This is a genomic window from Entomospira culicis, from assembly GCF_028748145.1.
GTDB lineage: Bacteria > Spirochaetota > Spirochaetia > WRBN01 > WRBN01 > Entomospira > Entomospira culicis.
The window spans coordinates 1,419,808-1,446,428 of the sequence record NZ_CP118181.1 but is presented as its reverse complement, the minus strand read 5'-3'; the positions used below and the strand labels follow the sequence as shown (position 1 = coordinate 1,446,428).

Sequence of the window (26,621 nt, the reverse complement as noted above, 5' to 3'; positions counted from 1 at the left end):
TAGATGAGAAACGAGAGTGGTTTTCGCGCTGTAGCAAAGTATCTACCCATGTCTGCGCACAAGATTCGTCCCGTAGCAGATGTGGTGCGAGCTAAGAATTATGAGCAGGCTATGGCTATTTTGGAGGCGATGCCTCAAAAAGGTGCTTTCTTCTTAAAGAAGGTTATTAAAAGCGCAGCTAGTAATGCGATGGATAGAGATGCTCAACTTGATGAGAGCGTGTTGGTGATTAAGGAGCTTTATGTGGATGAAGGTCCTCAGCAGAAGCGTCTTTGGGCACGTAGTCATGGTAAGGCGGATCGTTTGTTAAAGCGCTCGGCGCATATTACGGTTGTAGTGGATCGCAAGGAGAGTAGTCGCTAATGGGACAAAAAGTTCATCCATACGGATTACGTTTAGGGATTAATAAGAAGTGGAAGAGCACGTGGTACGAGGCTGGTAGTGGATATGCTAAGTCTTTGCATGAGGATCTATTTTTACGCAAGACCTTGATGAGTTACCCTGAGTGCAAGAATGCTGATATTGCTGATATCGAGATTAGTCGCCAGTCGAATAAGGTGATTAATGTGATGATTCATACGGCACGTCCTGGTGTGTTAATTGGTACTAAGGGTGCTACTATCGAGAAGATTAATGCCTCATTGCAGAAGCTTGTTGATGGTAAGACGGTTAAGGTTAAGGTGAAAGAGATTCGTCGCCCAGAGCTTGAGGCACAGATTGTTGCCCTTAATGTGGCGCGTCAATTGAAGGGGCGCAGGCCTTTTAGAAAGGCGCTTAAGAGTGCGGTTTTTGGTGCGATGAAGGCCGGAGCTTTAGGTATCAAGATTAAGATTTCGGGGCGTCTTGGTGGCGCGGAGATGAGTCGTGATTTTGAGCAGAAAGAGGGTCGTGTGCCTTTGCATACTTTGCGTGCTAACATTGATTATGGGTTTGCTGAGGCGGATACCACCTTTGGTGTGATTGGTGTGAAGGTATGGATTTTTAAGGGCGAGGTCTTGGGATCTGAAGCAAAGAAAGATGATGCTGGCACCTTGTTGCGTAAGCGCGAAGATAAGGAGATGATCAATGCTTAGTCCAAAGAGGGTAAAACATCGCAAAGTTCAACGCGGGCGTATGCGTGGTGAGGCTACTCGTTGCAATACTGTGGTCTTTGGTAGTTATGGCTTGATGAGCATGGGTCTTAGTTGGATTACTGCTCGTCAGATTGAGGCTGCGCGTATTGCCATGACGCGTCATATTAAGAGAACGGGAAAGGTTTGGATTCGCATTTTCCCAGATATTCCTTACACTAAAAAGCCTGCAGAGACGCGCATGGGTAAGGGAAAGGGATCGCCGGAGAAGTGGGTGGCTGTGGTTAAGCCCGGTACGGTGATGTTTGAGATTGGCGGTAATGTGCAACCAGAGCTAGCACGCCGTGCGATGGAGTTGGCGGGTGCTAAGTTGCCTATCCCAACGAAATTCGTAACCAAGAGAGAGGTACTTGAATAATGGCAAAAGAGAAGAACGCGTTGTCTGCCAAGAGTCTTTCGACCTTAACTCTTAGCGAAAAAGAGAAGAAAAGAGACGAGTTGGTAGGCGAATTACGTCGTTATCGGTTTACGAGTGTAATGGGTAGTGTGGAGAACAAGATGCAAAAGCGTAACTTACGCAAGGGTATCGCGCGCTTGAACACTATGATTCATGAGCATAAATTGGGTAAGAGGACGTAAGAATAGATGGATCCCATTGTAAAGAAAAACAATAAAAAGATGCTTGTTGGTATTGTTACCAGCGACAAAATGGATAAGACTGTAGTGGTTGCCGTAGAAGGTCGTGTGTTACATCCTCTTTATAAGAAGTACATTACACGCACCAAGAAGTATAAAGCTCATGATGCAGAGAATCAAGCTTCAATCGGTGATCGCGTGCAAATTCAAGAGTGTCGTCCTGTTTCAAAAGATAAGCGCTTTCGGTTGACTGCGGTACTTGAAAAAGCTCGCTAAATAAGGTAGGATAGAGAAGATGATTCAGAATTTGACTGAGCTAACCGTTGCCGACAACTCGGGAGCGAAAGTAGCAAGATGTATTAAGGTTTTGGGTGGAAGCAAGCGCCGTTATGCCTCGATTGGTGACATTATTGTTGTTGCCATCCGTGAGACGACGCCCAACACCCCCATTAAGAAAGGTGATGTGCGCAAAGCAGTAGTGGTGCGTGTAACCAAGGAGTATCGACGCATTGATGGTACCTATGTGCGCTTTGACGATAATGCTTGTGTGATTTTGGATAACAATCTTAACCCTGTGGGAAGACGCATCTTTGGCCCGGTTGCCAGAGAGTTGCGCGAAGATGCCAACTTCATGAAGATTATCTCGTTAGCCCCTGAGGTAGTATAGGCATTAGTTGAGGATAAAAGATGAGTAAAATCAAATTGCGTAAAGGCGATACTGTTGAGGTAATTGCCGGAAAAGATAAGAACAAAAGCGGAAAAATCCTGAAGATCGATCGCACCAAAATGCGTGTGGTGGTTGAGGGCGTGGGGATTATGAAGAAGACCCAGAAGTCTCGTCAAGAGGGAGAGCAGGGTTCGATCATTGAGGTTGAAGCACCAATTGCTATTTCCAACGTGCTTTTGAAGTGTGGCAAGTGTGCACGTGGTGTACGCGTGGGTATCAAGGTAGAGGGCGAGAAGAAGACTCGCGTCTGCAAGAAGTGTGGAGAGGCAATCTAATATGGCGAAAAAGAGTGATGGTAAGTATGTACCTCGATTAAAAACCATGTATCAAGAGAAGATCTTGCCCGATCTTATGAAAGAGTTGTCCTATAAGAATGTGATGCAAGTGCCTAAGATCGAGAAGATTGTTATCTCGATGGGTGTGGGTGGCGCAATTGGGAATAAGAAATTGCTTGATGTTGCCGTTAAAGAGATTACCCAGATTACGGGGCAAAAAGCGGTAAAAACTAAGGCACGAAAGTCGATTGCGAACTTTAAGTTACGTGAAGGCATGGAGATTGGTGCTAAGGTTACCTTGCGCGGATATCATATGTACGAATTTCTTGATCGCTTGGTGAATATTGCTTTGCCACGTGTTAAGGACTTTCGTGGGGTGAGTGCTAAGGCCTTTGATGGTCGTGGTAATTATAGCTTGGGTATCAAGGAACAGATTATCTTTCCTGAAATCAATTTTGATGAGATCGAAGCAGTTACGGGGATGAACATTGCCGTAATCACCAGTGCACAAAGCGACAGCGAGGCGCGCTCTCTTTTGAGTGGCTTTGGTATGCCTTTTGCGAAGTAGAGAGGGGAGAGGATAAGATGGCAAAGAAGTCTTTGATTATAAAGTCTCAGCGAGAGCCTAAATTTAGCACACGTGCTTATAATCGCTGTAATGTTTGCGGTCGCCCTAGAGGCTACATGCGCAAGTTTGACATGTGTCGTATTTGCTTCCGTGAGCTTGCAAGTTCGGGAATGATTCCTGGTGTTACAAAATCTAGTTGGTAGGAGATAAGTTGGATGAGTGTTTCTGATCCTTTAGCGGATATGCTAACAAAAATACGCAATGCTAGCCGAGTGCGACACGAGAAGGTAGATATTTCTCTTTCACGCCTAAAGTTAGAAGTTGTGAAAATTTTGAAGAATGAGGGATACATCAAGAATTTCAAGAAGATTACGGTGGACGAGAAGAATGTGATCCGTGTCTTTTTGAAGTATGATGATAAACAACAGCCTGTGATTCGTGGTGTAGAGTCGATCTCTACCCCTGGTCGTCGCATTTACTCGGGATACGAGAAGATGCCTCGTGTCTTTAATGGGTTTGGCTCATTGATTGTGTCCACCAGTAAGGGTGTGATTACCGGTAAAAAAGCTGTCGATGCGCAAGTTGGCGGTGAACTTTTATGTAAGGTGTGGTAGAGAATATGTCACGAGTTGGAAAGAAAGAGATACCACTGCCTAAGGGAGTTACCGTTAGTGTTGAGGGTAATACTCTGCGGGTAAAGGGTGCTAAGGGTGAGTTGACCCAGACGTTTAGAGATGATGTTTCTTTTAACATTTCTGCCGATAAGGTAGAGGTGGTGAAGGTGAAGTCGGGTAAGGATTCTTCTGCGATGCATGGGTTGTATCGTGCGCTATTGGCGAATATGGTTAAGGGAGTTTCTGATGGGTTTGTCAAGACGCTGATTATTTCGGGTACGGGATATCGTGCGGAAGTCAAAGGCACGAGTGTCTTTTTGAACCTTGGTTACTCTACACAGATTGAGTATGTTGTCCCTGAGGGCGTGAGTGTGGTTGCAGAGATGCCTACCAAGCTTAATGTTAGTGGCATTGATAAGGCAGCGGTTGGACAAGTGGCTGCTGAAATTCGCGGTATCCGTAAGCCTGGAACGTACTCGGATAAGGGTATTCGTTACTCTGATGAGATTGTCAAGCGTAAAGTCGGCAAAACTGGTGTCAAGTAGGATAGTAAGAGTATGAATAAGGTAGAGAGAAAGATAAAGGCCAGAGAGGGTCGAAAGGTACACATTCGTAAGCGAGTGGTAGGTAGTGTGGAGCGTCCTAGAGTCTGTGTCTACAAGAGCAACATGCGTCTTTATGTGCAGGCGATTGATGACGTAGCTGGGCATACCTTGGTAGCTGCTTCAACCCTAGAGAAAGAGTTGAAGGATGCAAAGCCTAATATTGCTGGGGGCGAGAAGCTTGGTGCAGTGATGGGTGAGCGTCTAAAGAGTAAGGGAATTAGCAAGGTGGTATTTGATCGTAATGGATACAAGTATCATGGCGTGGTAAAGGCGTTGGCCGATGCCATAAGAAAAGCGGGCTTGGAGTTTTAGATGTCTATGCGTAATGATAAGAGAGAACGAGAAGAGAAAGAGTTCAGTGAAAAAGTTGTTACCCTCAATCGCGTAGCTAAGGTTGTTAAGGGAGGACGTCGTTTCTCCTTCTCGGCTTTGGTTGTGGTGGGTGATGGTAAGGGTCGCGTTGGTTATGGCTTTGGTAAGGCGAATGATGTCTCTGAAGCGATTCGCAAGTCGGTAGAGCATGCCAAGCGCAACTTACGCGTTATTCCTATGCGTAACAACACGATCCCTCATGAGGTGATTGGTCGCTTTAAGAGCTCCAATGTGATTATGAAGCCTGCTGCCCCTGGTACGGGAATTATTGCCGGTGGATCGGTACGTATGGTGATGGAAGCTGCTGGTGTGCATGATGTCTTGAGTAAGCGATTGGGTTCTAAGAATTCGATTAATATTGTTAAGGCGGTTTTTGCTGCATTTGACGATACGATGGATATTCGCAAGGTCAGCGCAGCTCGCGGTAAATCGATTAAAGATTTCTGGGGATAAAAGATGGAAAAGAAGTTATCAATTAAATTGGTTCGAAGCCCCTTGGGTCGTCTGCCTAAACAGCGTGCGACGGTGAAGGCGTTAGGCCTACGAAAGATGCATAGTGTGGTAGAGCTACCGGCTAACGATGCGGTTAAGGGCATGGTTGCCAAGGTTGCGCACCTCGTGCAGGTTGAGGAGATTTAAGATGTCGATGCAGATTGTACCACCACGCGGAGCGGTTCATTCGCGAAAACGCCTTGGGCGTGGGCAGGGTTCTGGTTTGGGAACCACATCGGGAAAGGGACACAAGGGACAAAAGGCTCGTTCTGGTGGATCGGGTGGACCTTATATTGGCTTTGAGGGCGGACAGGTACCTCTTTATCGTCGCTTGGCAACGCGTGGGTTTACAAATAGTCGCTTTGCTACCAAGTATATTGGCGTTAATCTTTTTCTTATTGAAAAGGCGTACGAATCTGGCGAAGAGGTTACCTTGGAGACTTTGCGCGCTAAGAGGCTGATTAAGAAGAGTGAAGAGTTGGTAAAGATTTTGGCTAAGGGTGAACTTAGCAAGAGTCTAACCTTTTCTACAGTCAAGATTTCTGAACAAGCAAAGAGTAAGATAGAGAAAGCTGGGGGCAAGGTTCTTTAGAACTTTGCCTTATGGCAAAAGTGTTTCAGATGGTAGCTTAGATGGGAAAGGTGTAAATGGCGATGGCAAAGAGTTCGATTGTAGATATATTTAAGGTGCGAGAGTTACGGTCGCGCATTTTATACACGTTGATTTTACTATTGATTTTTCGCATAGGAACGGTGATTCCTATACCGGGAATCAATGTTGCGGTCATTCAGGAGCGTATTGCGGCGTCGCGTGCGGCAGCCTCAGGCGGTGGGATGGGCTTCTCTGACTTTTTGGATTTCTTTTCGGGTGGAGCCTTTAGTAATTTTTCGGTCTTAATGCTGGGTATTATGCCCTATATTTCGGCACAAATTATTCTGCAGATAGCCCTGTTGGTCTTTCCTACGTTCAAGCGAGCGGTGGAAGAAGATGGTGGTAAACGTAAGTTTCAGAAGTATACACGTTGGTTGACGATTTTAGTTAGCTTTGTGCAGGGTGCGGTTACGGCACAGGGTGCTTTTGCGATTGAAGGGGCGATTGTTCCCCAGTTGTCTAGTGCGGGATTTTTTGTCATTGCGATGGTCTCGATTACGGCGGGAACGATGTTTTTGGTCTGGTTGGGTGAACAAATTACACAAAAGGGTGTGGGTAATGGTATCTCGCTGATTATTTTTGTGGGAATTGTTGCACAGATGCCAGGTGCGGTTTGGGAGCTTATTAGTGGTGTGCGAAGTGGAAACATTAATGTGATTGCGGCGTTGGTATCGATGCTGATGTTTGTAGGAATCATTGTTTTTGTTATCTTTGAGCAACAGGGTGAGCGTCGTATTCCGGTAAATTATGCAAAGCGTATTGTGGGTCGACAGATGGTGCAGGCACAAAACACCTACATTCCGTTTAAGCTTAATCCCTCTGGCGTTATTCCGATCATCTTTGCTTCGAGTATTTTGACATTTTTTATTCAAATTTTACAGCCTTTGGCTATCGGTAATGATACGATGGCATCGGCGTTAAATGCGTTGCGTATTAATGGTCCCCTCTACAACACCTTGTACGCAATTTTTATCATGTTTTTTGCTTACTTTTATACACAGGTTTCGTTGAATCCAATAGAAGTAGCACGACAAATTCGTGAGCATGGTGGTTCTATTCCTGGTGTTCGTAGCGAACAGATGGAGAGGTACTTGAAAGATGTGTTAAATTATATTATAGTACCAGGAGCACTCTTCTTAGTAGTCATCGCATTGTTGCCTACTTTGTTGAATAATTGGATGGGTCTTCCAGATTCCGTGGCGCATCTGATGGGTGGAACGAGTTTGTTAATTTTGGTTGGAGTAGATCTTGACTTAATGAACCAGATTGAGAGTCATTTACGGATGCATCGGCATGACGGGTTGACGGTTAAGGGTCGCATTCAATCGAGAAATTTATAGGATGGGTGAAAATGAAAGTTAGAGTCAGTGTTAAGCCTATGTGCGATAAATGTAAAGTCATTAAACGCTTTGGTGTGATCCGCATTATCTGTGAAAATCCCAAGCACAAACAAAAACAAGGATAGGAGATAGAGAACAGTGGCAAGAATTGCAGGTATTGATTTACCAAATAAGCACACCGATATTGCACTAACTTATATTTATGGGATTGGCAGAACGACCGCAAGAGAGATTTGTCAAAAGAGTGGCATTGATGGAAGCGTTAAAATTAACGAGCTATCTGCCGAAGATATCAATAAGTTACGTTTACTTATTGAGAATGAGTATAAGGTGGAAGGTCGACTTAGAAGCGAAGTGGCGTTGAATATCAAGCGCTTAATGGATATTGGTTGTTACCGAGGTCTTCGTCATCGTAAGGGTCTACCGGTTCGCGGTCAGCGCACCCGTACCAATGCACGTACGCGCAAAGGTAAGAAGAAGACAGTTGCTAAGAAGAAGAAGTAAGGTAGGGTAAAGAGAAGTGGCTAAAGCAAAACGAGAAAAGAAGTCAATTTATGAGGGGAAAGTCTTTGTACAAGTAACCTTCAATAATACGATCATCACCATCACGGATATGAAGGGTGCAACCATCTCTTGGTGTTCTGCGGGGCAATTAGGCTTTCGTGGTGCCAAAAAATCGACCCCCTTTGCTGCGCAATCGTGTGTAGAGAACGCTGCGACCAAGGCTAAAGATATTGCTGGCTTGCAAGAGGTGCATGTCTTTGTGAAGGGACCTGGTGTAGGGCGTGAATCTGCGGTACGCAGTTTGGGTGCTCTTGGGTTAAAGGTGAAGAGTATCAGCGACGTTACTCCGATTCCACACAATGGATGTCGTCCACAAAAGGCACGCAGAATCTAGGCTAAGAGGAAAGATAATGGCACGAAAAAATCTGTTACAGGGGATTAAGCGACCTAAAGGGCTTGATTTTGAGCATCTTGAAGATCATCAAGATTCGGGTCGGTTTATCGCATATCCGTTTGAGCCCGGCTACGGACAGACGATTGGTAATAGCCTAAGGCGGGTGCTCTTATCGAGTATTCAAGGTTATGCGGTGGTGGCGGTGCGCATCACCAACCTCGAGGATGACGGTAGCTCGCATGTGATTACCTCGGAATTTGAGATGATTCCGCATGTGATTGAGGATACACCTGTCTTCATTCAAAATTTGAAGCAACTCCAGCTCAAGTTACCAGATGACATCGAAACACTTACGGTTGCGGTGGTTAAGCAGGGTGAGGGGAGCTTTATGGCTAGCGACTTGGCCATTGAGGGTATTGAGGTGATGAATCCTGATCATCTGCTCTGTACATTGGCAGAAGGGGCGCATCTTGAATTTGAGATTCAGGTGAATCTTGGGCGTGGGTATGTTCCTGCCGAGGAGAATGCACAAGATATCAATGTGATCGGTGCCCTTGCTGTTGACTCTATCTTTAGCCCTGTGCAAAAGGTGGCGATTACGGTGGAGGATTATCGGGTTGGGCATCGTGCTGATTATGATAAACTCATCTTAGATATCAAAACAAATGGCATCATTCGTCCATCTGATGCGTTGGCAGAAGCTGCCAAGATCATGAAAGATCACCTTTCGATTTTTATCAACTTTGACGAATCAAGTGTCGCCGAAGTGGAGGAGATTGATGAGGATGAGTTCTTGTTACGCGAGTACTTGGAGACACCTGTGGAGCAGTTAGAGCTCTCGGTGCGTTCGAGTAACTGTTTGAAAAATGCTGAAATCCGTACGTTGAAGGATTTGGTTAGCCGTAGCGAGGACGAGATTGCTAAGACGCGCAACTTTGGTAAAAAGAGCCTCTTGGAGATTAAAGATAAGCTTCGAGAGTGGGATTTGAGCTTTGGCATGGTTGACTTTAAAAATGTTAAACAGCGCTTGCGTCAGGGCAAAACACAAGATAGTGAGGGGAAGTAGGAGATGAATAATAAAACTGGATTCAATCGTTTGGGGCGTAACGCAAGCCATCGCCGTGCATTGCTAAAGAACTTAGCCACATCGCTGATTAAGCATGGTCAAATTGAGACCACGCAGGCTAAGGCAAAAGAGTTGCGTAGTGTGGTGGAAAAGTTGGTAACGCGCGCACGTGTAGATAGTGTACACAATCGTCGTGTGGTTGCTAAGTTTATCACCGATAAAGAGGTTGCGAAAAAACTTTTCACCGAAGTTGCCGTACAGTACGTGGGTCGTCCAGGTGGCTATACGCGTATCGTTAAGACGGGTCAACGTCGTGGTGATGCCTCTCCTATGGCGATCATCGCCTTTGTGGAGCCTAATAGTAGTGCTCCTGCAAAAAAAGAGGCAACAGTTAGTTAATGAAACTTATAAGCGGATAATTTAGGTTATCCTCTTGGGTCTGTAGCTCAGTCGGTTAGAGCAGCGGACTCATAATCCGTTGGTCCTGGGTTCAAGTCCCAGCAGACCTATACATGAAGATCTAGGAGCGTGGTATCCTAGATCTCTCTTTTTTGTGGCATAAAAAATCTTCTGCCATAGGTGACAGAAGATCAATATCAATTTAATTGTGGCATGTTTTTAGAGAAGGTCGTGATTTTGTTGATCGTGCCAAAGCTCTTTGCGTAACTGTTTGATGTTTGCGTCGGCGAGATAGTCATCAAAGCTCATGCGACGATCGATGATGCCATTTGGGGTAAATTCGATGATACGGTTGGCAATAGCTTGAACAAATTCGTGGTCGTGGCTATTAAAGAGAATAACACCGGTAAATTCTTCGAGCCCCTGTTGCAATGCGGTAATACTCTCAAGGTCTAAGTGACTGGTCGGTTCGTCCAAAATGAGTACATTGCCAGCATCGAGCATCATGCGGCTAAGCATACAGCGCACTTTTTCGCCTCCACTTAGCACGCGCACATCCTTGAGACTCTCCTCACCTGAAAAGAGCATGCGTCCTAAAAAGCTTCGGATAAACGTCTCGTCTTTGTTTTCTGGGCTATATTGACGCAACCAATCCGTCATCGAGAGCGAGTCCTCAAAGAAGCGGGTATTATCCTTGGGAAAGTGGCTGGCTTTGATGGTCTGTCCCCACTCAATGCTCCCGCCATCGATGGGGCGCTCTTGCATGATTGCCTCAAAGAATGCGGTTTTGGTGGTGTGCATCGAGCCGATGAAAGCGATTTTATCGGTATTTTCTACGATAAGATTGAGATTGTTGATCGTGATCTCGTCTTGATTGAGTTGCATATTTTCGATACGTAACACGAGATCGCCACAAGGACGCTCGGGACGAAAGCTTACATAAGGAAAGCGTCGACTACTGGGGGTAAGCGAGCTAAGATCGAGCTTTTCGAGCACTTTTTTACGGCTGGTAGCCTGCTTGCTTTTACTGGCGTTGCTACTAAAGCGCGCGATAAAGTCTTTAAGCTCCTTTGCCTTTTCTTCGGTCTTTTTGGCCTGATCTTTACGTTGTTTTTGGAGCATCTGGTTGGTCTGATACCAGAAGTCGTAATTACCTGTAAAGAGCTTCATCTCGCCGAAATCGATATCGACAATGTGGGTACAAACCTTGTTGAGGAAGTGGCGATCGTGGCTAACAACGATAACAATATTTTCAAATTTGATAAGGAATTCTTCAAGCCAGCTGATACTCTCGAGGTCTAAACCGTTGGTGGGCTCATCCAGAATAAGGATATCGGGATCGCCAAAGAGTGCCTGCGCAAGAAGGGCGCGCACTTTACGGCTATCGTCGAGATCACCCATCATCTTCTCGTGATCTTGTTCGGCAAGCCCTAGTCCGTTAAGCAGGGTGTGGGCATCGCTTTCGGCCTCCCAGCCACCCATTTGGGCGAAGGTATCTTCAAGTTCACCGGCGCGAATTCCATCTTCATCGCTCATCTCCTCTTTGGCGTAGATGGCATCGCGCTCTTTCATGATAGCGTAGAGCGCCTGATTACCCATAATAACGGTCTCCAACGCGGTGTATGCATCGAAGGCGAAGTGGTCTTGCTTGAGCACGGAGATACGTTGATCTTTGGCGAAGTTGATGCTGCCTTTGTCATGATCGAGGTCGCCAGCTAGCACCTTGAGAAAGGTCGATTTTCCCGATCCGTTGGCACCAATCACGCCATAACAGCCACCCGGAAGAAACTTTAAATTGACATCTTTAAAGAGGACGCGTTGTCCAAAAGTAAAGACTAAATTTTCAATAGTGATCACGTAAAACTCCTTTGTCCAGCTAATGATATTAGCTATCTAGTGATTCTATTATAGCCAATATCTCCTTATTGTTGCAAGAGTTTTTCTCTTATTTAGCCAAAAATCACCGTAAATTCGACAAAGATCTTCCCTTTTTCGGGATAATCGTGTACACTAGAGAGCATGCAACTGCTTTATGGCGCACCTGTTGCGCAACAAATTGAGGATGATATCGCTCTCTTGAAGGATCGGCATCAATTAAACGATGTCGCTATTGGTTTGACCATCGTCGTGGTGGGTCGTGATCCGGCCAGTGCCTTGTATGTGCGTAATAAGACCAAGGCTTCGGAGCGTCTGGGCATTATCGCACAGGTACTAGAGCTAGCTGAAGATATTTCATCTAAGGAGTTGGAGACGCAGATCCGCAGGTTAAATGAGAATCCCGATGTGCATGGCATTTTGCTGCAAGCACCCCTACCCAAACATTTGCCTTTTGATCAAGCGATTAGTTGGATTGATCCCTATAAAGATGTGGATGGGTTTCACCCGCTCAATGTGGGTAAATTGATATCTGATCAAGCTGTGCTTAAACCTTGCACACCGGCGGGGATTATGCGCATGCTCAATTTTTATCAAATTAAAACAACAACAAATATCTTGGTTATTGGGCGCAGTTCGATCGTCGGTACGCCCTTAGCGCTGATGCTCTCTCGCCCCGGTATCGACTCTACGGTTACCCTAGCGCACAGCAAAACAACGAACCTTGAACCGTTGGTGCGTCAGCATACCCTGATTATTAGCGCCGTGGGCAAGCCGATTATCCCCAAAGAGTGGCTCTCTACGGATGCGGTGGTGATCGATGTGGGTACCGTACCCATGACCGACGCGCAAGGCAAGCGCTATTGGGTGGGCGATGTCGACCCGCAAGCTATCTGTAAGGCGAAGAGTCCCGTGCCCAAAGGCGTTGGCCCTATCACCGTGGCGATGTTGATGTACAATACCGTGCAGGCCTATCTTTTACAGCAGGGGTTACGATGATGGCTAAGTTCTTTTTTCATAAGGAGATCGTGTTAAAATGAAAGCCAGACTCTTTTATGGACGTGCAGGGCGCTTTGGCGTGCAACTTGAGGGTGAAGAGGCGTTGCGCCACGTGCAGATTAAGGGTAAGCGCCTGCAAGGTGTCGACGAATATAATCCCCTCGCTCCCGGTGATTGGGTGGAGCTGGATAAGGATCTCCTCATTATCCGACGTATCGAACGTACTAATGCGCTTCAGCGGTTTAATTGGAAGCAGAACAAACCCCAAACCTTCTGTGCGAATATCGATTTAGTCTTCTGTGTGTTGGCGTCAAAATCGCCTGAATTTCATGTGCGCTTCCTCGATCGTCTGCTCATCGCTGCGGAAGAAGGCGGGGTTGAACCTGTTATCGTGATTAATAAAATCGACGAGGGCATCGAACATTTAAGCGAATACCTCGCGTTATACCAAAATCTTGGCTATACCCTTGTGCTTGCTTCGGCACTGCATGGCGACGGGTTAGAGCAATTACGCGCGCTCGCCAAAGATAAATTGGTCGGACTCTGGGGCGCAAGCGGCGTGGGTAAGAGTACGCTTCTCAACGCGTTAGAGCCAAATATCCAACAAGAGACGGCGGCCGTCAACCGCAAGTGGAATCGTGGGAACCACACCACCAACTTCGCGACCTTCCTGCCCAAAAGCAACGGTGGTTACTGGGTGGATACCCCCGGTATGCGCGACTTTACGCCCTTTGTTCCCTCGCAAGAAGAGCTCGTCTTGGCGATGCCCGAGATCCAAGAGCTAGCGCACCACTGCCCCTTTAGCAATTGTCAACATCTCGATGAACAGGAGTGCGCCGTAAAAGACGGGGTGGAGCAAGGCACAATCGCCCTAACCCGTTACCAAAGCTACGTAAAAGTGCTAGAAGAGAGCACCAGCTACCGCAAAAAGTGGTAGTTACTGAAAGTTATGTAAAATCCCTCCGCCAAAGTTAAAATCATCTTTACGTACTACTAAGATATGTTCTCTTGTCATGCCAAATCCTTGATGGAAGACAACGTAACGATCATCAATGATAGTAAAGAATTTGCTAACAAACTCCTGATCATAGTAGGCATCTTGCGCAAAAGCATCGGTGTAAAAAGCATAAATCCATGCCTTTTGCGTATCGGTTAGCGGAGTCTTCTCTTTGAGCAATGCTAAAAATTGATCTTCGCTGGTATCGTCAAAGTTAAAGATGGTTGCAGAGGTGATACGCGCCTCTTCGATGGTGGGGTGGTCGAAGCTATCGCTTGCCGTGTTATAATTTACGGTGAGGGGAATGCCGTGCCAGAGGATATCTTGATGATAATGTATGGTGAGTAAGTTGGATAACGAGCGCTGAATTTTTAGCGTACCGGTAACGTCGTAGGTGGTAAAGAGATCGCGCAAGGTTTTGGCTTCGTCAAAATTTGCCAAGACGGGTAGCCCCTGCTGACTTAGATCTAGGCGCTGGTAGGTATCGGGGATAAAGATAAGGGTGTTGAGGTAGTCGCCATGAAATTCTAGCCGTATCCTCCCCATTACGCCGAGCATCTTGGTGCGATACTCGTAGATGATAGGGCGGTTATGCAGATAGGCCACTGCCCAGTGCGTCCAGTCAAAGCCACCCATTGCTTCTATGGGTTCCTCCCTGTCGAGGCGATCTAACTCGATAAAATTACGGCTATACAATGCAAGTTCTTGTGGCGAATTTGGGAGAACGGTGGGGTTGGAGATGGCGATATCGGGGTTTTCTCTTAGGGTTGCCACACGTAGCGTGTCGCGCGGATCGGGTGTAGCCTCCTCACTAATATAGACGATGGGGGTAAGCTCTTTCAGCTCTGCCATCACGCTGGCTAGAGAGCGTTCGCCTATCCGTAGCCAACTTGGGAGTAGTTGATGGTCGCGATTTTCGGGGAGTGTGTTGGTTTGATTGAGATAGTGTAGGCTGCTTTTAAACCACCTTGAGGGCGTTTCACTTGCCGAAAAGAATTCCATTGCTACCTTATTTTCGGGGATAGGGGGCATAGCCTCTACCGTAGGGACAGGGAGCGCTTGTCCTTCCATTAATGCAGGCGGTTCGTCGCTTGTAGAGACCTCATTGTTTGGTGCTTCTTTACAGCCAAGCAAGAGGGCAGTGAGGAGAAGTAGCTGAAGATAACGCATTGTAGCCATGCTTATTTTAATTTTACCCCCGAGACGTAGAGCCGATCGATGGTGCTGGCCTCGCCTAAAGTCATCAAGACAAAGAACTCTTCGTCAAGGTTCTCCACTGTCTGCATGCGTTGGCTAAGGGCGCGGGTGGCGTGAGTGTTAATAATAGCGATATCGGCTTGATAGCCCGGTGCGAATTTACCTGTTATCTGATCGATAGAGAGGCTCTCGGCTCCACCTAAGGTATGGAGATACAAAGCTTTAATCGGGCTCAATGCGTGGCGATGGCTACGGCTAGCACGATAGGCGGCTGCCATGGTATGCCATGGGCAGAGCGATGTTCCTGCACCAATGTCGCTGGCAAGGGATATGTTAAGATCGGGGCGTTGGCACTGTAAGCCAAAGAGGTTCAACGGGGTATTGCCTAAGAATTCGTTTGAGCTAGGGCAGTGCGCGATAGAGCTCTTTCGGTCAGCAAGGAGGTTAATCTCTTCCTCGGAGAGGAGGTTGCCGTGTCCCAAAACCGTTCTTGGCGTGAGCAGATTATATTGATCAAAGATATCGGCATAGCTCTTAGCCTTGGGGAAGAGTTCGAGCGTCTTGGCGACTTCTTGGCTATTCTCGTCGATGTGCGACTGAATCGTCAGATCAGGATATTTCTTTACAAGTGCCTGTGCTAACTCTAATTGTTCCTCACTACTGGTGATAGGAAAGCGCGGTGTTAGCGCGTAGCGTAAGTTGCCGTGATTATGCCACTTCTCGATAAGGGCAAGCGTCTCGTCGTAGCTCTGCTTAGCCGGGCGAATGATGCTCTTTGGGGCATGGCGATCCATCCAAACTTGTCCGGCGGTGATATGCAAATTCGCCTCATCGGCAGCCTCAAAGAGTGCCTCGACACTCTCGGGGTGGCTACTACAGTAAACACCGGCCGCGGTAATGCCATTGTCGATCAGGTTGAGAAGAAATTGCTTAGCTTGCGCTTTCGCATAATTAATATCGTGATACTTTGCCTCGGCCTTAAAGGCGTATTTGTCGAGCCATTGAAGGAGATCTTCGCCAAATCCACCAATCGCCTCCCACTGGGGATAGTGCAAGTGGCTATCGATGAAGCTAGGCATAATGATATAATTTTTATCAAATTGGATAACCTTTTGCTCTAATAATTCAAAATCTTGGTAGCTACCTACATCAACAATCTTATCTAGCTTAATGAGTAGTACGCCATCCTCGTAGTAGTGATAAGAAGCTTCGTCGCCAACGGTAAAAGGATTGGCGCGAAAGGTAAAAATGCGTCCGCGTAGGGCAAAATCGTAGTGAGTATGCATGCTGTTGCTCCGTTTAGTTCAAAGAATTTAAGAAGATCGCCATCTTAGGATGGCTTTGTAAAGAAGAAATGACATGGGCTAGATAGTCATTGCCATGGGGAATCCCTGCCCATGCTTGTTCCCTGGCGCCCAAAAGCGTGGCAACAAACATTACGTCCTCCATCTGGCTGTAGCCTTGCGAGGCTAACCGATTGCTCTGATGGATACGTAAGACATGACCGTTTTCATATAATTTATAGGATTTTTCTAGTAAATCTAATTGATCACGTGTTTCGGGTATAGGGTTTTTTTGTAGAGATAGCGCGAGATCACGTATCTCATTTCTAATGGTTAAAAGCAGATCGATGGGCGTGGGTTCAATGCTAAATTCGACGGTAATGCCACTCTTTTGGTTGTGATAGAGGTAGTGAGGATGTTCGAGGCGGGTGGCCACTTGGTGGTTGAAGCGATTATAATGAATGCGCTCAGTGATGCGGTAGAGTTCGTGTTCGTCGAAGGTGATAGCACTGTAGAAGCCCTCGAATTTGAGGGGCGAGTGACTGGCTTTGGCGGTGGGTTGTTCGGCAAAGAGCGCTTCGAGTTGGGCGATACGTTCTTCCTCCATGAGGGTGGCGGTGAGAAAGCCCGACTCTTCGTACTGTAAGACGAGGTGGGAGAGACCTAAGCCAAAGTCGTGAAGGTCGCGCATCGCCTGTTGCTGTGGGTCGGGTGCCACGCCATAACGCAGTGGATCGGGCGAACGATAGATGACGACACTTTCATCGTCCCAGCGACTACCAGTGAATGCACTCACAAGGGTTGCCATGGCGACCATAGCAGTAATACTACGCAAAATGAACCTATTCATATAAGATATATCGGCTACTATGGAGTAATGTTACAACATAATTGCAATTTCTTCGAGCTCTTTTTTTGAAAAAAGCAAATTTTTGCTCTCGGGCAGGAGCTGTTTGAGCTCCACTTCGTAGAGAATGTGGCTTAGTTGCTTGAGGAGTTCGATTTGGATGTGGCTAGGATTAATCGTGCTATAGTGATGAATTTTTTGGTGATAGGGGGCGAAGGGCAGGGCTTTTTCGCGATCTTTGGGTAGGTTTGCGAGGGCACGATCGAATCTTAGATGCCAAATTTTGAGGAGCTGGGGTAGCCGACGCACTTTGGCTTGCGACATCCACAACCAAGCGGACTTTCCGGCTAAAAATGCAAGATTTTGTTCTAATCTCTCCAGATCAGGTAGGGAATTGCCTTTGCTCTTGGCGCGAGAAAGCTTCTCTCTTGCCTCATGGTATAGCTCCAACGAGGTGGTAAAGGCGGTAAAATCTTGTGCCACATCTTGCCAGAGCGCTTGACGGGCAGTTGCGCTATCAAGCGCCTCAAAGGCTTGTTGGGTGCGAATCGCACCTAGACGAACGTATTGCATGCGCGTGTAGTTCTCAAAGAGACGATTTGCCTCTTTGTAACTCGCCCAATAGCCCAAGTGGGGGTGGCGTTCTTTGAGCTGAAAATTCTTCTTTAGGGCAGATAGTTCACTTTTTAGGAGCTTTAGCACGAGCGCTTCGATGCCGGCAAGGTGCGCATTCTCGGCACTTGGACGATCCTCAAAGAGCTTAAGAGAGATTTGCTCGGTGTTATCATGATAAAAGAGCGCTGGATAGGCTTGTCCGTAGACCTCGCCCGCGCTGTTGGTTACGGCAATCACGGGTGGGATGGTGGGGTGATGGGTCGGCCAGGTTTGCAAATTCTCTTGATGCCAGCGCTTGGCAAGTTGCGCGAAATCTTGGGCTTTAGCTTGAGAAAAGGAGAGTTTTTTTAAACTGCCCAGCTCTTCTGCGCGAGCGAGATCGTCCTCTTCGTTGGGAGTGTGGCGCACAGCATAATGCATCTTGAGACGATCTTCTATCTTGCCATAAGCCTCTTGCCAAAGCTCTTTGGAGATCTGCACATGGAAGGCTTCTTGACAAAAATGTTGAAGCTGGGTAAAGAGATTGCCATTTTTAGGCATCGATTGGTGGATGGTCTTTACGCTCTGCGCGGTGGGGTGGAGTTTGATGCGTGAGGGCTTGGGGAGTGCTTTGATCATCGCGGTGATTTTCTCCACAAAGAGACCCATTGGTTGCCAAAGGAGGGCATCCATATCGGTAAGCTCCGCGACTTGCTTGGGGGTGAGGATCGCAGTAACGCCATCGGTGGGCTGGTTGGGGGCAAAGCGATACTCCATGACGATCGCCTGCTCCTCTACGATCACTTGGCTGGGATAGGCTTGGAGTTCGGCAAGGAGATCGGGATCGATCGCCAAATCGCTCTCTTTGAGGTAGAGACTCGCCTCCCACGCTAAATCTTGTTGAAGCTTTTTGCGTAGCGCCACGACGCTAGCAATGCCCTTCATTTTAGGCAGATAAAATTGCACAATTGCCTCTTTATCCAGAAGAATGGTCTCTCGGCGAAGCTTGGCTTGGCTAGTGGCAAGGCTCTCTTGAAGTGCGACATTGTGGCGTAAAAAGGCAAATAGCTCTTCCTCTAAGAGCGTGGTAATCATTTCGGGCTGGGTGAGCGCTTGGGTAACAAATAGGAGCGTTGCCTGTTCTGGATTGTAGGCAAGATAGCTTCGATTCGGGTATTGCGCGATAGGGTAGGAGTAGAGGTAGTGGGTCTCGGTGCAGACAACCTCTTGGCTCTTCTCGCTATAGACAGGTAAGCTTGCGCGCTTTTGGATGAGGTGCTTGGCAAGATCCTCCAGCCATTGGGGATCGATGCTGGCAACTTCGCGGGCAAAGAGGCGCGAGGTTCGCCACATCTTGGTGGCAAAGACCCATTGCCAGCCTTGACTAAGCAGGGAGCTTGTCGGGAAGAGAGAGAATTCTTGCATGCGCATATCAAGGTAGTGCGCTTGTTTTTTAGGGCGATCCTTTTGATTTTTCTTGTAGGTTTGCTTCTCCTCAGCAGGTTGATAGACACCGATTTGACTCAAGTAACCCGTTAAGATAGCTCGATGGATTGCAATATACCCGATGGGGAATCTCTCTTTGGTGGCGCCTTGCCAAGGGCGCTCTTTGCCCACAGCCGAGGGCTTGTAGCCACGTTCTTGCATGAGGTTTCGGATCTGCTCGGTGAGCGAGAGCCACTCATTGACGCGCATGGGATGCAGGTACTGTTCTTGGCAGAAGCGTTTGAGTTGATTCTGGCTTATCACTTTACGTTCAATGGCTTTATCGTATAATTGAAGGTACCACAGGAGATCGCTAGCACTCTGATGGAATGTTTGGTGGATGGCTTTAGCTACCTCACGTTTATCTTCGGGGACACTACGCAGATCCATCACCGAGAGGGCGGCGGCGATGATGGTAACTTCTTCTAGCGCGCCCTCTTCATCGGCGGCGATGAGCATGCGCGCTAGGCGCGGATCGAGGGGGAGATGGCTCATGGCACGCCCAAGGGGAGTCAATTTGCGTTGCGATTTTTTAAGGGACGGAATCGCTTGAAGTTCAAATAGGGTTTTAAAGCCCTCGTTAAAGAGACGCTGTTGCGGTTGATCGATAAATTCGAATGCTTCGGGTTCTTTGATGTGCATCGCCATCATACGCAAGATGGTTTCGGCAAGATTAGCCCGTTTGATTTCGGGTTCGGTGTGGGGCGCACGACTATGAAAATCCTCTTCGCTGTAGAGCCGAATACAAATACCGTTACTTACACGACCACAACGTCCGGCGCGCTGGTTGGCAGAGGCCTGACTGATCGGCACAATGGGGAGGTTTTGGATACGTGATTGGGCGGAGTATTGGTTGATACGCGCCAGTCCCGCGTCGATAACATAACGGATATTAGGCAGTGTAATCGAGGTCTCGGCAATGTTGGTAGCCACGATGACCTTACGCCCTTCGACATGCTCAAAGATGAGTTGCTGTTCGCTCTGGCTTAGGCGCGCATAGAGCGGTAAGAAGGTGCGTTTTTCTTTGCTGGATGCTTTTTTTGCTAGCTCGATAAAATTTTTAATAAAATCTTCCGTAGGCAAAAAGATCAAGACATCATCACTGGTAGATTCCAATGCGATGCTCTCTAAGGCGCGCAGGGCTTGCTCTAAGATATCTTCTTCTTTGTGGGTGGGTTCTTGGTAGCGAATTTCTACTACGTAGTGGCGGCCTTTGGCTAAGAGGATAGGTGCTTGGTGAAAAAATGTTGAAAAGCGCTCGGTGTCGATGGTTGCCGATGCGATGAGAATCTTGAAGTGAGGGCGGTGTACAAGGATCTTTTTGAGTAATCCTAAGAGGAGATCGATGTTGAGGCTACGTTCGTGTGCCTCGTCGACAATGACGGCATCGTACTCCAAGAGGTGGTGATCGTGATGGATCTCGGAGAGAAGCATCCCGTCGGTCATCACTTGGATAAAAGTCTGCGGATGGCTCTTGTCATCAAAGCGAATACGATAGCCTACACTCTGCCCAAGATTTTCTTTGAGCTCATACGCAATACGTTTGGCGATGGAAGTGGTGGCGATACGTCTAGGTTGAATACACGCAATTTTCCCATGCTTGCCCATGCCCGCCTCTAAAAGAATTTTGGGTAGTTGGGTGCTCTTACCACTACCGGTCTCGGCAGCGATGATGAGTACTTGATGTGTTTTAAGCTGAGCAAGAATCTCTTCTTTTATCTGGAGAATAGGGAGATTATCGGGATAGAGAAGCGCTGGACGCTTAGCCCAACGCTCTTTTTGTCGCTCTATCGACCACTGCCGAATATGTTGTTTTTGGGATGCTTTCATAGCGATAATGGTCGATCCTTTTAGGATTTTGTCTCTAGTAAGCGTAGCGCGCGAGGCAGAAGCGCAGTGTTGTAGATCGTGTCGTAGGGATAGCTAGAGATATAAGAGGTGAAGAGATTGATATCTTTGTCGATCTCCTCTTCAATGGGTTGTTCAAAGACGCTAAAACCGTCGCCGCCTTGATGCAAGAAGGTCGTGATAGCAACTTTGTAGTTTTTGGTAAGATTGAGCGGGCGCTGATGGAACCAAATGTCTAAGACGCTGTTACCTTCAGGAGTAACTATATAATTATATGTGAGACCAGAAACATGGAGAAGCCCGCTAAAATCCTCGGGTAATTGGCTAACACTGTGCTCTAGTGCCTCTTTAATTTGCTGGCCAGTCAAGGTGATAATAATAATGGAGTTGTCAAAAGGCATCACATTGAAAATATTGGCATAGCTGATCTCGCCTTTGGGGAGGGATGCACGGATGGCTCCACCATTAATAAAGGCGATATCGGCGTTGCTCATGAGACGAAAACTGTCAGTGATTATGCTACCTAGGAGCGTTTGACGTGTGCGCACGCTCTCTTTTTCGCCATTGAGTCGTTGAGGAAGGAGGATGATCGTCTCTTGGGTGAGCGCTTCTGCTTCGGCACGTAAGCGTTGCATGAGTGCGCGCACTTCTTGCACAGCCGGATGCTGTTGTTGCGCTTCGTTGAGGTGTAAATCTTCGGTAGTTAAGCGCTTGTTATGCACGGTGAGAATTTGATTATCTTGGATGGTTAGTGTGGTGTGGTTCATCGACTTTGCATAGCGCACATTATTGATAATCAAGGAATTTTGTACAATCTCCCCATCGGAATCAAGGAGAATGTGATCGCTATCGATGATGAGTAGGATATCAGGAAAGAGGGTAATAATGCGACTTGCCATTTCGCTGGAATTTTCGCCCAAACTGGTCATGAGGATGATATGATCGGCTTGGGTACTAAGCTCTTCTAGTTGAGAGGTAATGTGCGCAAAGGGATCAATGATGCGAGATTCACTAAGCTGATGTTGGTTGATCTCTACAACGCGGGGGGAGGTTAATCCCACCACAGCGATCTTTAACTGATCGACAGTAAACATCGTATAGGGTAAGGTGATCGGATCTTCATTCCAGATTAAGTTACTGCTAAGGATCGGAAAGGAGGCAATTTGATGAAGATTACGCCATTGCTGATCGCCAAAGATCATATCGTGGTAGCCGACATTGATGGCATCATAACCTACCATATTCATCACCTCGATGGTGGTCTCGCCTTTTTTCATGTTGGTGAACAGAGAGCCCTGAATGGTATTGCCTGAGTCTAGGAGGATAACCTGATGCCCTTGCTCTTCTAGTGCAAGTTTATAGGCAAGGAGTTGATCATAGTGAATATTTTGTTGCTGATCTAAGAGCATATAACCATAAGTGTCGCCCGTGCTTAGAATGTGAAGCTCATGGATTTTTGGCTCCTTGGTTTTTGGGCAACTAATCAAAAGTGTAAGTAATAGCAAAGAAAAAAATATGTATCTCATGGGAAGCTAACCTGCTTTATTTTAGAGTATATCAACCAAATATTGTGTAACAGCAAGAGGTCTCTTGTATAGAAATTAATATAGAAATGGAATATATTCAAGCGATGTTAGGAAGAATATGAGGAGGATTTTCTAGCATATGACGAACTCCTATTTGATGTTGATAATGCGCCCATGATAGCATATTTAGCGCGCTTTGTAAAGCTCTATCCGCCTAGCGCGGAGGATAGAGCGTATGAACTATTGGGCAGACCAGCTACGTGGCTGGGTAACACGTGTAAAGATCTCTTCAGATCCATTGCGGATATAGGACGTGAAGGCATCAGCCTCTTTACTAAAGGTTTGAATGATGGGCTTTTTAAACATGGTGTATCCATCGCCACCTGTTGCTAAGAAGTCCAGAAGCGCGATGGTGTAGGTAGCCTCAAGGTTGATGGGTTTTTCGTCTATCCATATCTCTACAATACGGCTACCAGCAGGAGCAGAGAGGTTATAGCTATACGTAAAACCTGATACATGAGGAAAGCCGGCATTGGGTTCTGGATATTCACGGAGACCATGTTCTAGGGCATCTTTGAGATCTTGCCCGGTAACTTCGATACTTACGATATCGCCGTCAAAGGGTAGCACGCTTAGGATGTTCCCAAAGGTGATATCACCTGCATTCATCGAACTACGAATTCCTCCGCCATTCATAAAGGCCAATTGTGTGCCGGCATCGGCTCTCAACCCATCGGCAATAAGGCGACCTAGGTTTGTTTCTGATGTGCGTACGCTCTCTCTGGTTCCGTCAAGGTAGATAGAGCTAAAACTCAAGACGGTATTTAGAAAGTCGTCAAAGCCACGATTGATATTACGTAATAACACTTGGACGCTTTGTGCCGATTCGCGCAAGGTGTACCCAGCGTTAAGCTCTTCGGCAGAGAGGTCTAGCGGGCGGTTTACGATTGCTGTGATATTGCCCTTTTCCACCGCAATGGAGGTGTGGAGCAAGCCATGGGCATCGATAAAGCCACTAAGGATTGTGGTTTTTCCGACAACTGTTCCTTCTGCAGGGATTGTGGGATCGTGTTGGTCGATGATTAGATCAATCCCATTAACGCGTTCAGCGAGAATGGCCGGGGTGATCTCCCCTTCGTCGCCTAGGTGGGAGAGGAGAATGATAAAGTCATGCTCCTTACGTAGTTTTGGAATGATCTCTTTTAATACTTTGATAGGATCACTCACCTCCCACCCCTCGATATTCTTCTGCGCAACCTTCCATTGAATGTCTGGCGTTGTTACACCCACCACAGCAATGCGCGCACCATTTATGGTAAAGGATTTGTATTGGGGAAAACTCTCCATCTCCCCGCGTTTACGCACATTACCTACTAAAATTGGAAAGTCAGCTTCAGATTTTAGGATGGCTAGCTGGGCGCCACCAAAGTTAAATTCAAGATTACCTATCGTCGCTGCATCATATCCCACCGCGTTCATCACCTTAACCACATTTAGACCTTTATCAAAATTAGCAATCGCCGTGCCGTGGATGTAATCGCCCAAATCAAAGAGCAAGACATTCTCCTGCTCTTCTTGCAAGAATGCTTTGTAATTGGCAATGGTGGTATAATTGATATTCTCCTCAGATGGCGTGAGCGCCTGTCCACTAAGGTTAGACGTGGTAATAATTTCCAGCTCAAACGAGGCTTTTTGCTTGCTACATCCGCTCAACAGAGCCAGAAGACCAGTAAGAAGAATGATGGGTTTTACTTTACTCATGGTAACTCCAAAATATTGTCTACATAATTTATGATGTTTGCCAACTACGTGGCGCTTCAATCAAGGTAAATGCCTCTTCGGGGTAGGCTTTGATGTAACGAATAAGAATGTCCGCATCGCTAGAGAATTCACCAACAATTGGCTTATCGAGCATGGTAAAGCCATCACCCCCCGTCGCTAGAAAGTTCAAGAGCGCTAAAGAGTAGGTTGCTTGCGGATCGATAAGTGTCTCGGCTATCCAGATATCCACCACGCGAGATCCAACTGGTGCAGAGAGATCATAGCTATAGGTAAAGCCCGATCCGTGAATGAAGGCACCATTGGCATCGGGGTATTGACTAAGCCCATGCTCCAGCGCTGTTCTTATCTCCGCTCCAGTAAGGTCAATGCGCACCACGGTATTATTAAAGGGAAGCACGCTAAGCAGATCTTGTAAGGTGATATCACCTGCATCGATAGAGGTGCGAATACCTCCGCCGTTCATGAGGGCGATATCGGTTTGGGCTTCATAGCGATAGCTATCGGCAATTAGGCGACCCAATGCGCTCTCTTGCATGCGAACCACCTCGCGCGTGCCATCTAGGTAGATGGGGGAGTAGCTAACGACTTGCTGTAAAATGACTTGGGAGCGTTGATGAATCTCTTCAAGCAGGGCGACAACCTGTTGGGCGTTAGGACGCATGGTATACCCTGCGTTAAGTTCCTCGTCAGAAGCATTAAGAATTTTGGCGCTAATATCAACAACTTTTCCCTTCTCGAGGGTAATGGTTGTATGCGCGAGGTATTGGGCGTTTCCGCCACTATTTACGATAAGTGTATTTCCGATACGTTTACCATAGCTGGGCGTGAAGTTGTTTTCGGCGTTACCAAGGGTGATCGTCGGCGTATGATCGTGCCCATCAATAATTAGATCAATAGCAGGAATCGCATGAGCGAGGTCGGAAGCGCGATATTCGCCCTCTTCGCCTAGGTGCGCAAGGACGATGATGATCGCATGCTCTTTTTTCAATTGATTGATGAGCGGGGTAAGCGTCGTGATGGGATCGAGGAATTGCCATCCTTCCACATTTTGCGCGGAGGTTTTCCAGCTTGTCTCTGGTGTGGTTAGACCGACAATGGCAATTTTTACGCCACCTTTCTCGATGGTTTGATGGCTAGCAAAGGGGCTACCTACTCCCACTTGTTGGACATTCGCAGTAATGAGCGGAAAGGTTGCCTCGCTTTGACGTTGCAGCAGATTCTCCCAGCCAAAGTCAAATTCATGATTCCCCACGGTTACTGCGTCGTAGTGCATGGCGTTCATCACTTGAATGACATCCGCACCTTCGGTAAGATTGGTTAGCGCGCTACCTTGGAGATAATCGCCAGCATCTAGGAGTAGTACATGCGGATGTGCCTCGCGCACCATTTCGGTGTAGTTGGCGATGGTGGCATAGCCGATGGTCTCTTCGTTGGGGCTTAATGCATAGCCGTGTACGTCGGTGGTGCTGATAACCTCTAGCACTAAAGATGGCTTCTCTTTCTGGCAAGCACCAAAGAGCGCGACGATTAATAAAGGGATAAACCATTTTTTCATCATTTGGGAGACTCCTCACATTATGAATTATTTCTATTATAACATGATAATGGGAAAAAATGCAATCTATTTTATAGAATTTTACAAAAAAAGAACGATATAGCCAACAGCAAATATCGTTCTTTGAAAAAAGTGATTAAAAATGGATACATGATTAATGTACACCTCTTTTGGGCAAAGGTAAAGGGGTTTTCTTGCAATTTTTTCTTTTTTTGACGATATTTGTGTCATGATAGAATGGACATATCACCTAGATGTATTATTAAGAATGAGTGTGGCGTTGATTTTGGGCTTTTTGATTGGCTTACAACGTAGCAAAGAGGATAAACCAGCGGGGATTAAAACGCACGCCTTAGTGAGCTTGGGCGCGAGTCTGATTATGATTATCGGTGATTACGGGCATCGATTTGTGAGTGAGCAGATAGATATGACGCGTTTAGCCTCGCAAGTGGTGAGTGGGGTGGGCTTTATCGGCGCGGGTACGATTTTGATTACGCAACGCAAAGCGATCATTGGGCTCACCTCGGCGGCGATCATCTGGCTTACGGCGGGCTTAGGCTTGGCGGTGGGTATCGGGTATTACTTTTTGGCGATTAGCGCAACGATTTTAGTGCTGATTCTCTTGCACGTCTCCACCGACTTTGAGCGCTGGTTATCGCATCGCCAACGCAACTTGCGCTTTATTAAGATACGCGTCGATCAAGTAAGTGCGCTTGCGCCGTTGTTGGATCTTGTTGGCGAATTTGGTGGAAAAGTTGAGCGTATCGCCCGTAAGGAGACTGGCGTGATGAAGATAACGATTCGCCTTCCTGCCGGCTCGGATCGTACAGACCTACTTACTGGGTTAGTGAAGATTGAGGGCGCACAGCTATTATAAAGGTCATCCTTATTAATAGAAAATAAGCACCTAGCACGTATC

32 protein-coding genes and 1 tRNA gene are annotated in these 26,621 nt (G+C 47.0%); 25 read left to right on the top strand and 8 right to left on the bottom strand.

Translation table 11 applies throughout. From position 1 onward, the window contains the following. The first annotated feature begins 3 nt into the window (after window positions 1-3). The 22 genes from rplV to PVA46_RS06760 all read left to right on the top strand — a co-directional run bounded on the left by rplV (window position 4) and on the right by PVA46_RS06760 (window position 9,824). Window positions 4-363, top strand: coding sequence for a 50S ribosomal protein L22 (rplV, locus tag PVA46_RS06865; protein ID WP_167695996.1), 360 nt, complete (start codon window positions 4-6; stop codon window positions 361-363). Beyond that, window positions 363-1,073: a 30S ribosomal protein S3 gene (gene rpsC / locus PVA46_RS06860; protein WP_167695995.1), complete on the top strand. Its 711-nt coding sequence runs from the start codon at window positions 363-365 to the stop codon at window positions 1,071-1,073. The genes rplV and rpsC overlap by 1 nt, the downstream gene beginning before the upstream one ends. Beyond that, window positions 1,066-1,488: a 50S ribosomal protein L16 gene (rplP, locus tag PVA46_RS06855; protein ID WP_167695994.1), complete on the top strand. Its 423-nt coding sequence runs from the start codon at window positions 1,066-1,068 to the stop codon at window positions 1,486-1,488. The genes rpsC and rplP overlap by 8 nt, the downstream gene beginning before the upstream one ends. After that, a complete protein-coding gene (rpmC, locus tag PVA46_RS06850) occupies window positions 1,488-1,709 on the top strand; it encodes a 50S ribosomal protein L29 (RefSeq protein WP_167695993.1) in 222 nt (73 codons plus the stop codon). The genes rplP and rpmC overlap by 1 nt, the downstream gene beginning before the upstream one ends. A 6-nt stretch (window positions 1,710-1,715) precedes the next feature. Next, window positions 1,716-1,982 (top strand): 30S ribosomal protein S17, encoded by a 267-nt coding sequence (rpsQ, locus tag PVA46_RS06845; protein ID WP_167695992.1) that lies wholly within the window; start codon window positions 1,716-1,718, stop codon window positions 1,980-1,982. A gap of 19 nt (window positions 1,983-2,001) precedes the next feature. Beyond that, window positions 2,002-2,373 carry a 50S ribosomal protein L14 gene (gene rplN / locus PVA46_RS06840; RefSeq protein ID WP_167695991.1) on the top strand — a complete coding sequence of 124 codons (372 nt, stop codon included), beginning with the start codon at window positions 2,002-2,004 and terminating at the stop codon, window positions 2,371-2,373. Between the two features lie 20 nt (window positions 2,374-2,393). After that, window positions 2,394-2,708 carry a 50S ribosomal protein L24 gene (gene rplX / locus PVA46_RS06835; protein WP_212603861.1) on the top strand — a complete coding sequence of 105 codons (315 nt, stop codon included), beginning with the start codon at window positions 2,394-2,396 and terminating at the stop codon, window positions 2,706-2,708. A 1-nt stretch (window position 2,709) separates the two neighbouring features. Then, window positions 2,710-3,276 carry a 50S ribosomal protein L5 gene (rplE, locus tag PVA46_RS06830; protein ID WP_167695990.1) on the top strand — a complete coding sequence of 189 codons (567 nt, stop codon included), beginning with the start codon at window positions 2,710-2,712 and terminating at the stop codon, window positions 3,274-3,276. A gap of 17 nt (window positions 3,277-3,293) precedes the next feature. Beyond that, the gene (locus PVA46_RS06825) at window positions 3,294-3,479 is read left to right on the top strand and encodes a type Z 30S ribosomal protein S14 (RefSeq protein WP_167695989.1); all 186 of its coding nucleotides are present in this window, start codon (window positions 3,294-3,296) and stop codon (window positions 3,477-3,479) included. A 12-nt stretch (window positions 3,480-3,491) separates the two neighbouring features. After that, window positions 3,492-3,890 carry a 30S ribosomal protein S8 gene (gene rpsH, locus PVA46_RS06820; RefSeq protein WP_167695988.1) on the top strand — a complete coding sequence of 133 codons (399 nt, stop codon included), beginning with the start codon at window positions 3,492-3,494 and terminating at the stop codon, window positions 3,888-3,890. Window positions 3,891-3,895: 5 nt separating this feature from the next. Continuing rightward, entirely contained in the window at window positions 3,896-4,435 is a 540-nt protein-coding gene (rplF, locus tag PVA46_RS06815; RefSeq protein WP_167695987.1) for a 50S ribosomal protein L6, read from the top strand. A 12-nt stretch (window positions 4,436-4,447) separates the two neighbouring features. Next, a complete protein-coding gene (rplR, locus tag PVA46_RS06810) occupies window positions 4,448-4,807 on the top strand; it encodes a 50S ribosomal protein L18 (protein ID WP_167695986.1) in 360 nt (119 codons plus the stop codon). Then, window positions 4,808-5,320, top strand: coding sequence for a 30S ribosomal protein S5 (gene rpsE / locus PVA46_RS06805; RefSeq protein ID WP_246226798.1), 513 nt, complete (start codon window positions 4,808-4,810; stop codon window positions 5,318-5,320). A 3-nt stretch (window positions 5,321-5,323) separates the two neighbouring features. Continuing rightward, a complete protein-coding gene (gene rpmD / locus PVA46_RS06800; protein ID WP_167695985.1) occupies window positions 5,324-5,506 on the top strand; it encodes a 50S ribosomal protein L30 in 183 nt (60 codons plus the stop codon). 1 nt (window position 5,507) lies between these two features. After that, window positions 5,508-5,951, top strand: a complete 444-nt coding sequence (gene rplO / locus PVA46_RS06795) for a 50S ribosomal protein L15 (RefSeq protein ID WP_167695984.1) — start codon at window positions 5,508-5,510, stop codon at window positions 5,949-5,951. A gap of 62 nt (window positions 5,952-6,013) precedes the next feature. Continuing rightward, window positions 6,014-7,351 carry a preprotein translocase subunit SecY gene (gene secY, locus PVA46_RS06790; RefSeq protein WP_167695983.1) on the top strand — a complete coding sequence of 446 codons (1,338 nt, stop codon included), beginning with the start codon at window positions 6,014-6,016 and terminating at the stop codon, window positions 7,349-7,351. Between the two features lie 11 nt (window positions 7,352-7,362). Continuing rightward, entirely contained in the window at window positions 7,363-7,476 is a 114-nt protein-coding gene (rpmJ, locus tag PVA46_RS06785) for a 50S ribosomal protein L36 (protein WP_167695982.1), read from the top strand. Window positions 7,477-7,489: 13 nt separating this feature from the next. Beyond that, window positions 7,490-7,855 carry a 30S ribosomal protein S13 gene (rpsM, locus tag PVA46_RS06780; protein WP_167695981.1) on the top strand — a complete coding sequence of 122 codons (366 nt, stop codon included), beginning with the start codon at window positions 7,490-7,492 and terminating at the stop codon, window positions 7,853-7,855. Window positions 7,856-7,871: 16 nt separating this feature from the next. Continuing rightward, window positions 7,872-8,249, top strand: coding sequence for a 30S ribosomal protein S11 (rpsK, locus tag PVA46_RS06775; RefSeq protein WP_167695980.1), 378 nt, complete (start codon window positions 7,872-7,874; stop codon window positions 8,247-8,249). 16 nt (window positions 8,250-8,265) lie between these two features. Beyond that, complete coding sequence (locus PVA46_RS06770) at window positions 8,266-9,315, top strand: DNA-directed RNA polymerase subunit alpha (protein WP_167695979.1); 1,050 nt, start codon at window positions 8,266-8,268, stop codon at window positions 9,313-9,315. Window positions 9,316-9,318: 3 nt separating this feature from the next. Then, the gene (gene rplQ, locus PVA46_RS06765) at window positions 9,319-9,714 is read left to right on the top strand and encodes a 50S ribosomal protein L17 (protein WP_167695978.1); all 396 of its coding nucleotides are present in this window, start codon (window positions 9,319-9,321) and stop codon (window positions 9,712-9,714) included. Window positions 9,715-9,750: 36 nt separating this feature from the next. Continuing rightward, window positions 9,751-9,824: transfer RNA gene (locus PVA46_RS06760), tRNA-Ile, on the top strand. A gap of 109 nt (window positions 9,825-9,933) precedes the next feature. Here the strand turns inward: PVA46_RS06760 and PVA46_RS06755 are convergent. Then, window positions 9,934-11,571, bottom strand: a complete 1,638-nt coding sequence (locus PVA46_RS06755) for an ABC-F family ATP-binding cassette domain-containing protein (RefSeq protein WP_167695977.1) — start codon at window positions 11,569-11,571, stop codon at window positions 9,934-9,936. Window positions 11,572-11,733: 162 nt separating this feature from the next. On the opposite strand from PVA46_RS06755, the gene PVA46_RS06750 reads away from it, so the two are divergent. Further along, complete coding sequence (locus tag PVA46_RS06750; protein ID WP_167695976.1) at window positions 11,734-12,588, top strand: bifunctional 5,10-methylenetetrahydrofolate dehydrogenase/5,10-methenyltetrahydrofolate cyclohydrolase; 855 nt, start codon at window positions 11,734-11,736, stop codon at window positions 12,586-12,588. Between the two features lie 37 nt (window positions 12,589-12,625). After that, complete coding sequence (rsgA, locus tag PVA46_RS06745) at window positions 12,626-13,525, top strand: ribosome small subunit-dependent GTPase A (RefSeq protein ID WP_167695975.1); 900 nt, start codon at window positions 12,626-12,628, stop codon at window positions 13,523-13,525. Here rsgA and PVA46_RS06740 read toward each other — a convergent pair whose 3' ends face one another. From PVA46_RS06740 to PVA46_RS06710, 7 genes are all read right to left on the bottom strand, one after another. Beyond that, window positions 13,526-14,764 (bottom strand): hypothetical protein, encoded by a 1,239-nt coding sequence (locus PVA46_RS06740; protein WP_167695974.1) that lies wholly within the window; start codon window positions 14,762-14,764, stop codon window positions 13,526-13,528. It abuts the gene before it with no gap. A gap of 2 nt (window positions 14,765-14,766) precedes the next feature. Next, window positions 14,767-16,068, bottom strand: a complete 1,302-nt coding sequence (gene guaD / locus PVA46_RS06735; protein ID WP_167695973.1) for a guanine deaminase — start codon at window positions 16,066-16,068, stop codon at window positions 14,767-14,769. Window positions 16,069-16,081: 13 nt separating this feature from the next. After that, the gene (locus PVA46_RS06730; protein WP_167695972.1) at window positions 16,082-16,915 is read right to left on the bottom strand and encodes a hypothetical protein; all 834 of its coding nucleotides are present in this window, start codon (window positions 16,913-16,915) and stop codon (window positions 16,082-16,084) included. 30 nt (window positions 16,916-16,945) lie between these two features. Beyond that, window positions 16,946-20,821 (bottom strand): ATP-dependent RNA helicase HrpA, encoded by a 3,876-nt coding sequence (gene hrpA / locus PVA46_RS06725; RefSeq protein WP_167695971.1) that lies wholly within the window; start codon window positions 20,819-20,821, stop codon window positions 16,946-16,948. 20 nt (window positions 20,822-20,841) lie between these two features. Then, on the bottom strand, window positions 20,842-22,248 hold the full coding sequence (locus PVA46_RS06720) for a bifunctional metallophosphatase/5'-nucleotidase (RefSeq protein ID WP_274360280.1): 1,407 nt from the start codon (window positions 22,246-22,248) through the stop codon (window positions 20,842-20,844). 357 nt (window positions 22,249-22,605) lie between these two features. Further along, the gene (locus PVA46_RS06715; RefSeq protein ID WP_167695969.1) at window positions 22,606-24,126 is read right to left on the bottom strand and encodes a bifunctional metallophosphatase/5'-nucleotidase; all 1,521 of its coding nucleotides are present in this window, start codon (window positions 24,124-24,126) and stop codon (window positions 22,606-22,608) included. Between the two features lie 28 nt (window positions 24,127-24,154). Then, window positions 24,155-25,705, bottom strand: a complete 1,551-nt coding sequence (locus PVA46_RS06710; RefSeq protein WP_167695968.1) for a bifunctional metallophosphatase/5'-nucleotidase — start codon at window positions 25,703-25,705, stop codon at window positions 24,155-24,157. Window positions 25,706-25,931: 226 nt separating this feature from the next. Here PVA46_RS06710 and PVA46_RS06705 point away from each other — a divergent pair, with 226 nt between their 5' ends. Further along, entirely contained in the window at window positions 25,932-26,579 is a 648-nt protein-coding gene (locus tag PVA46_RS06705; protein WP_167695967.1) for an MgtC/SapB family protein, read from the top strand. Window positions 26,580-26,621: the final 42 nt, after the last annotated feature.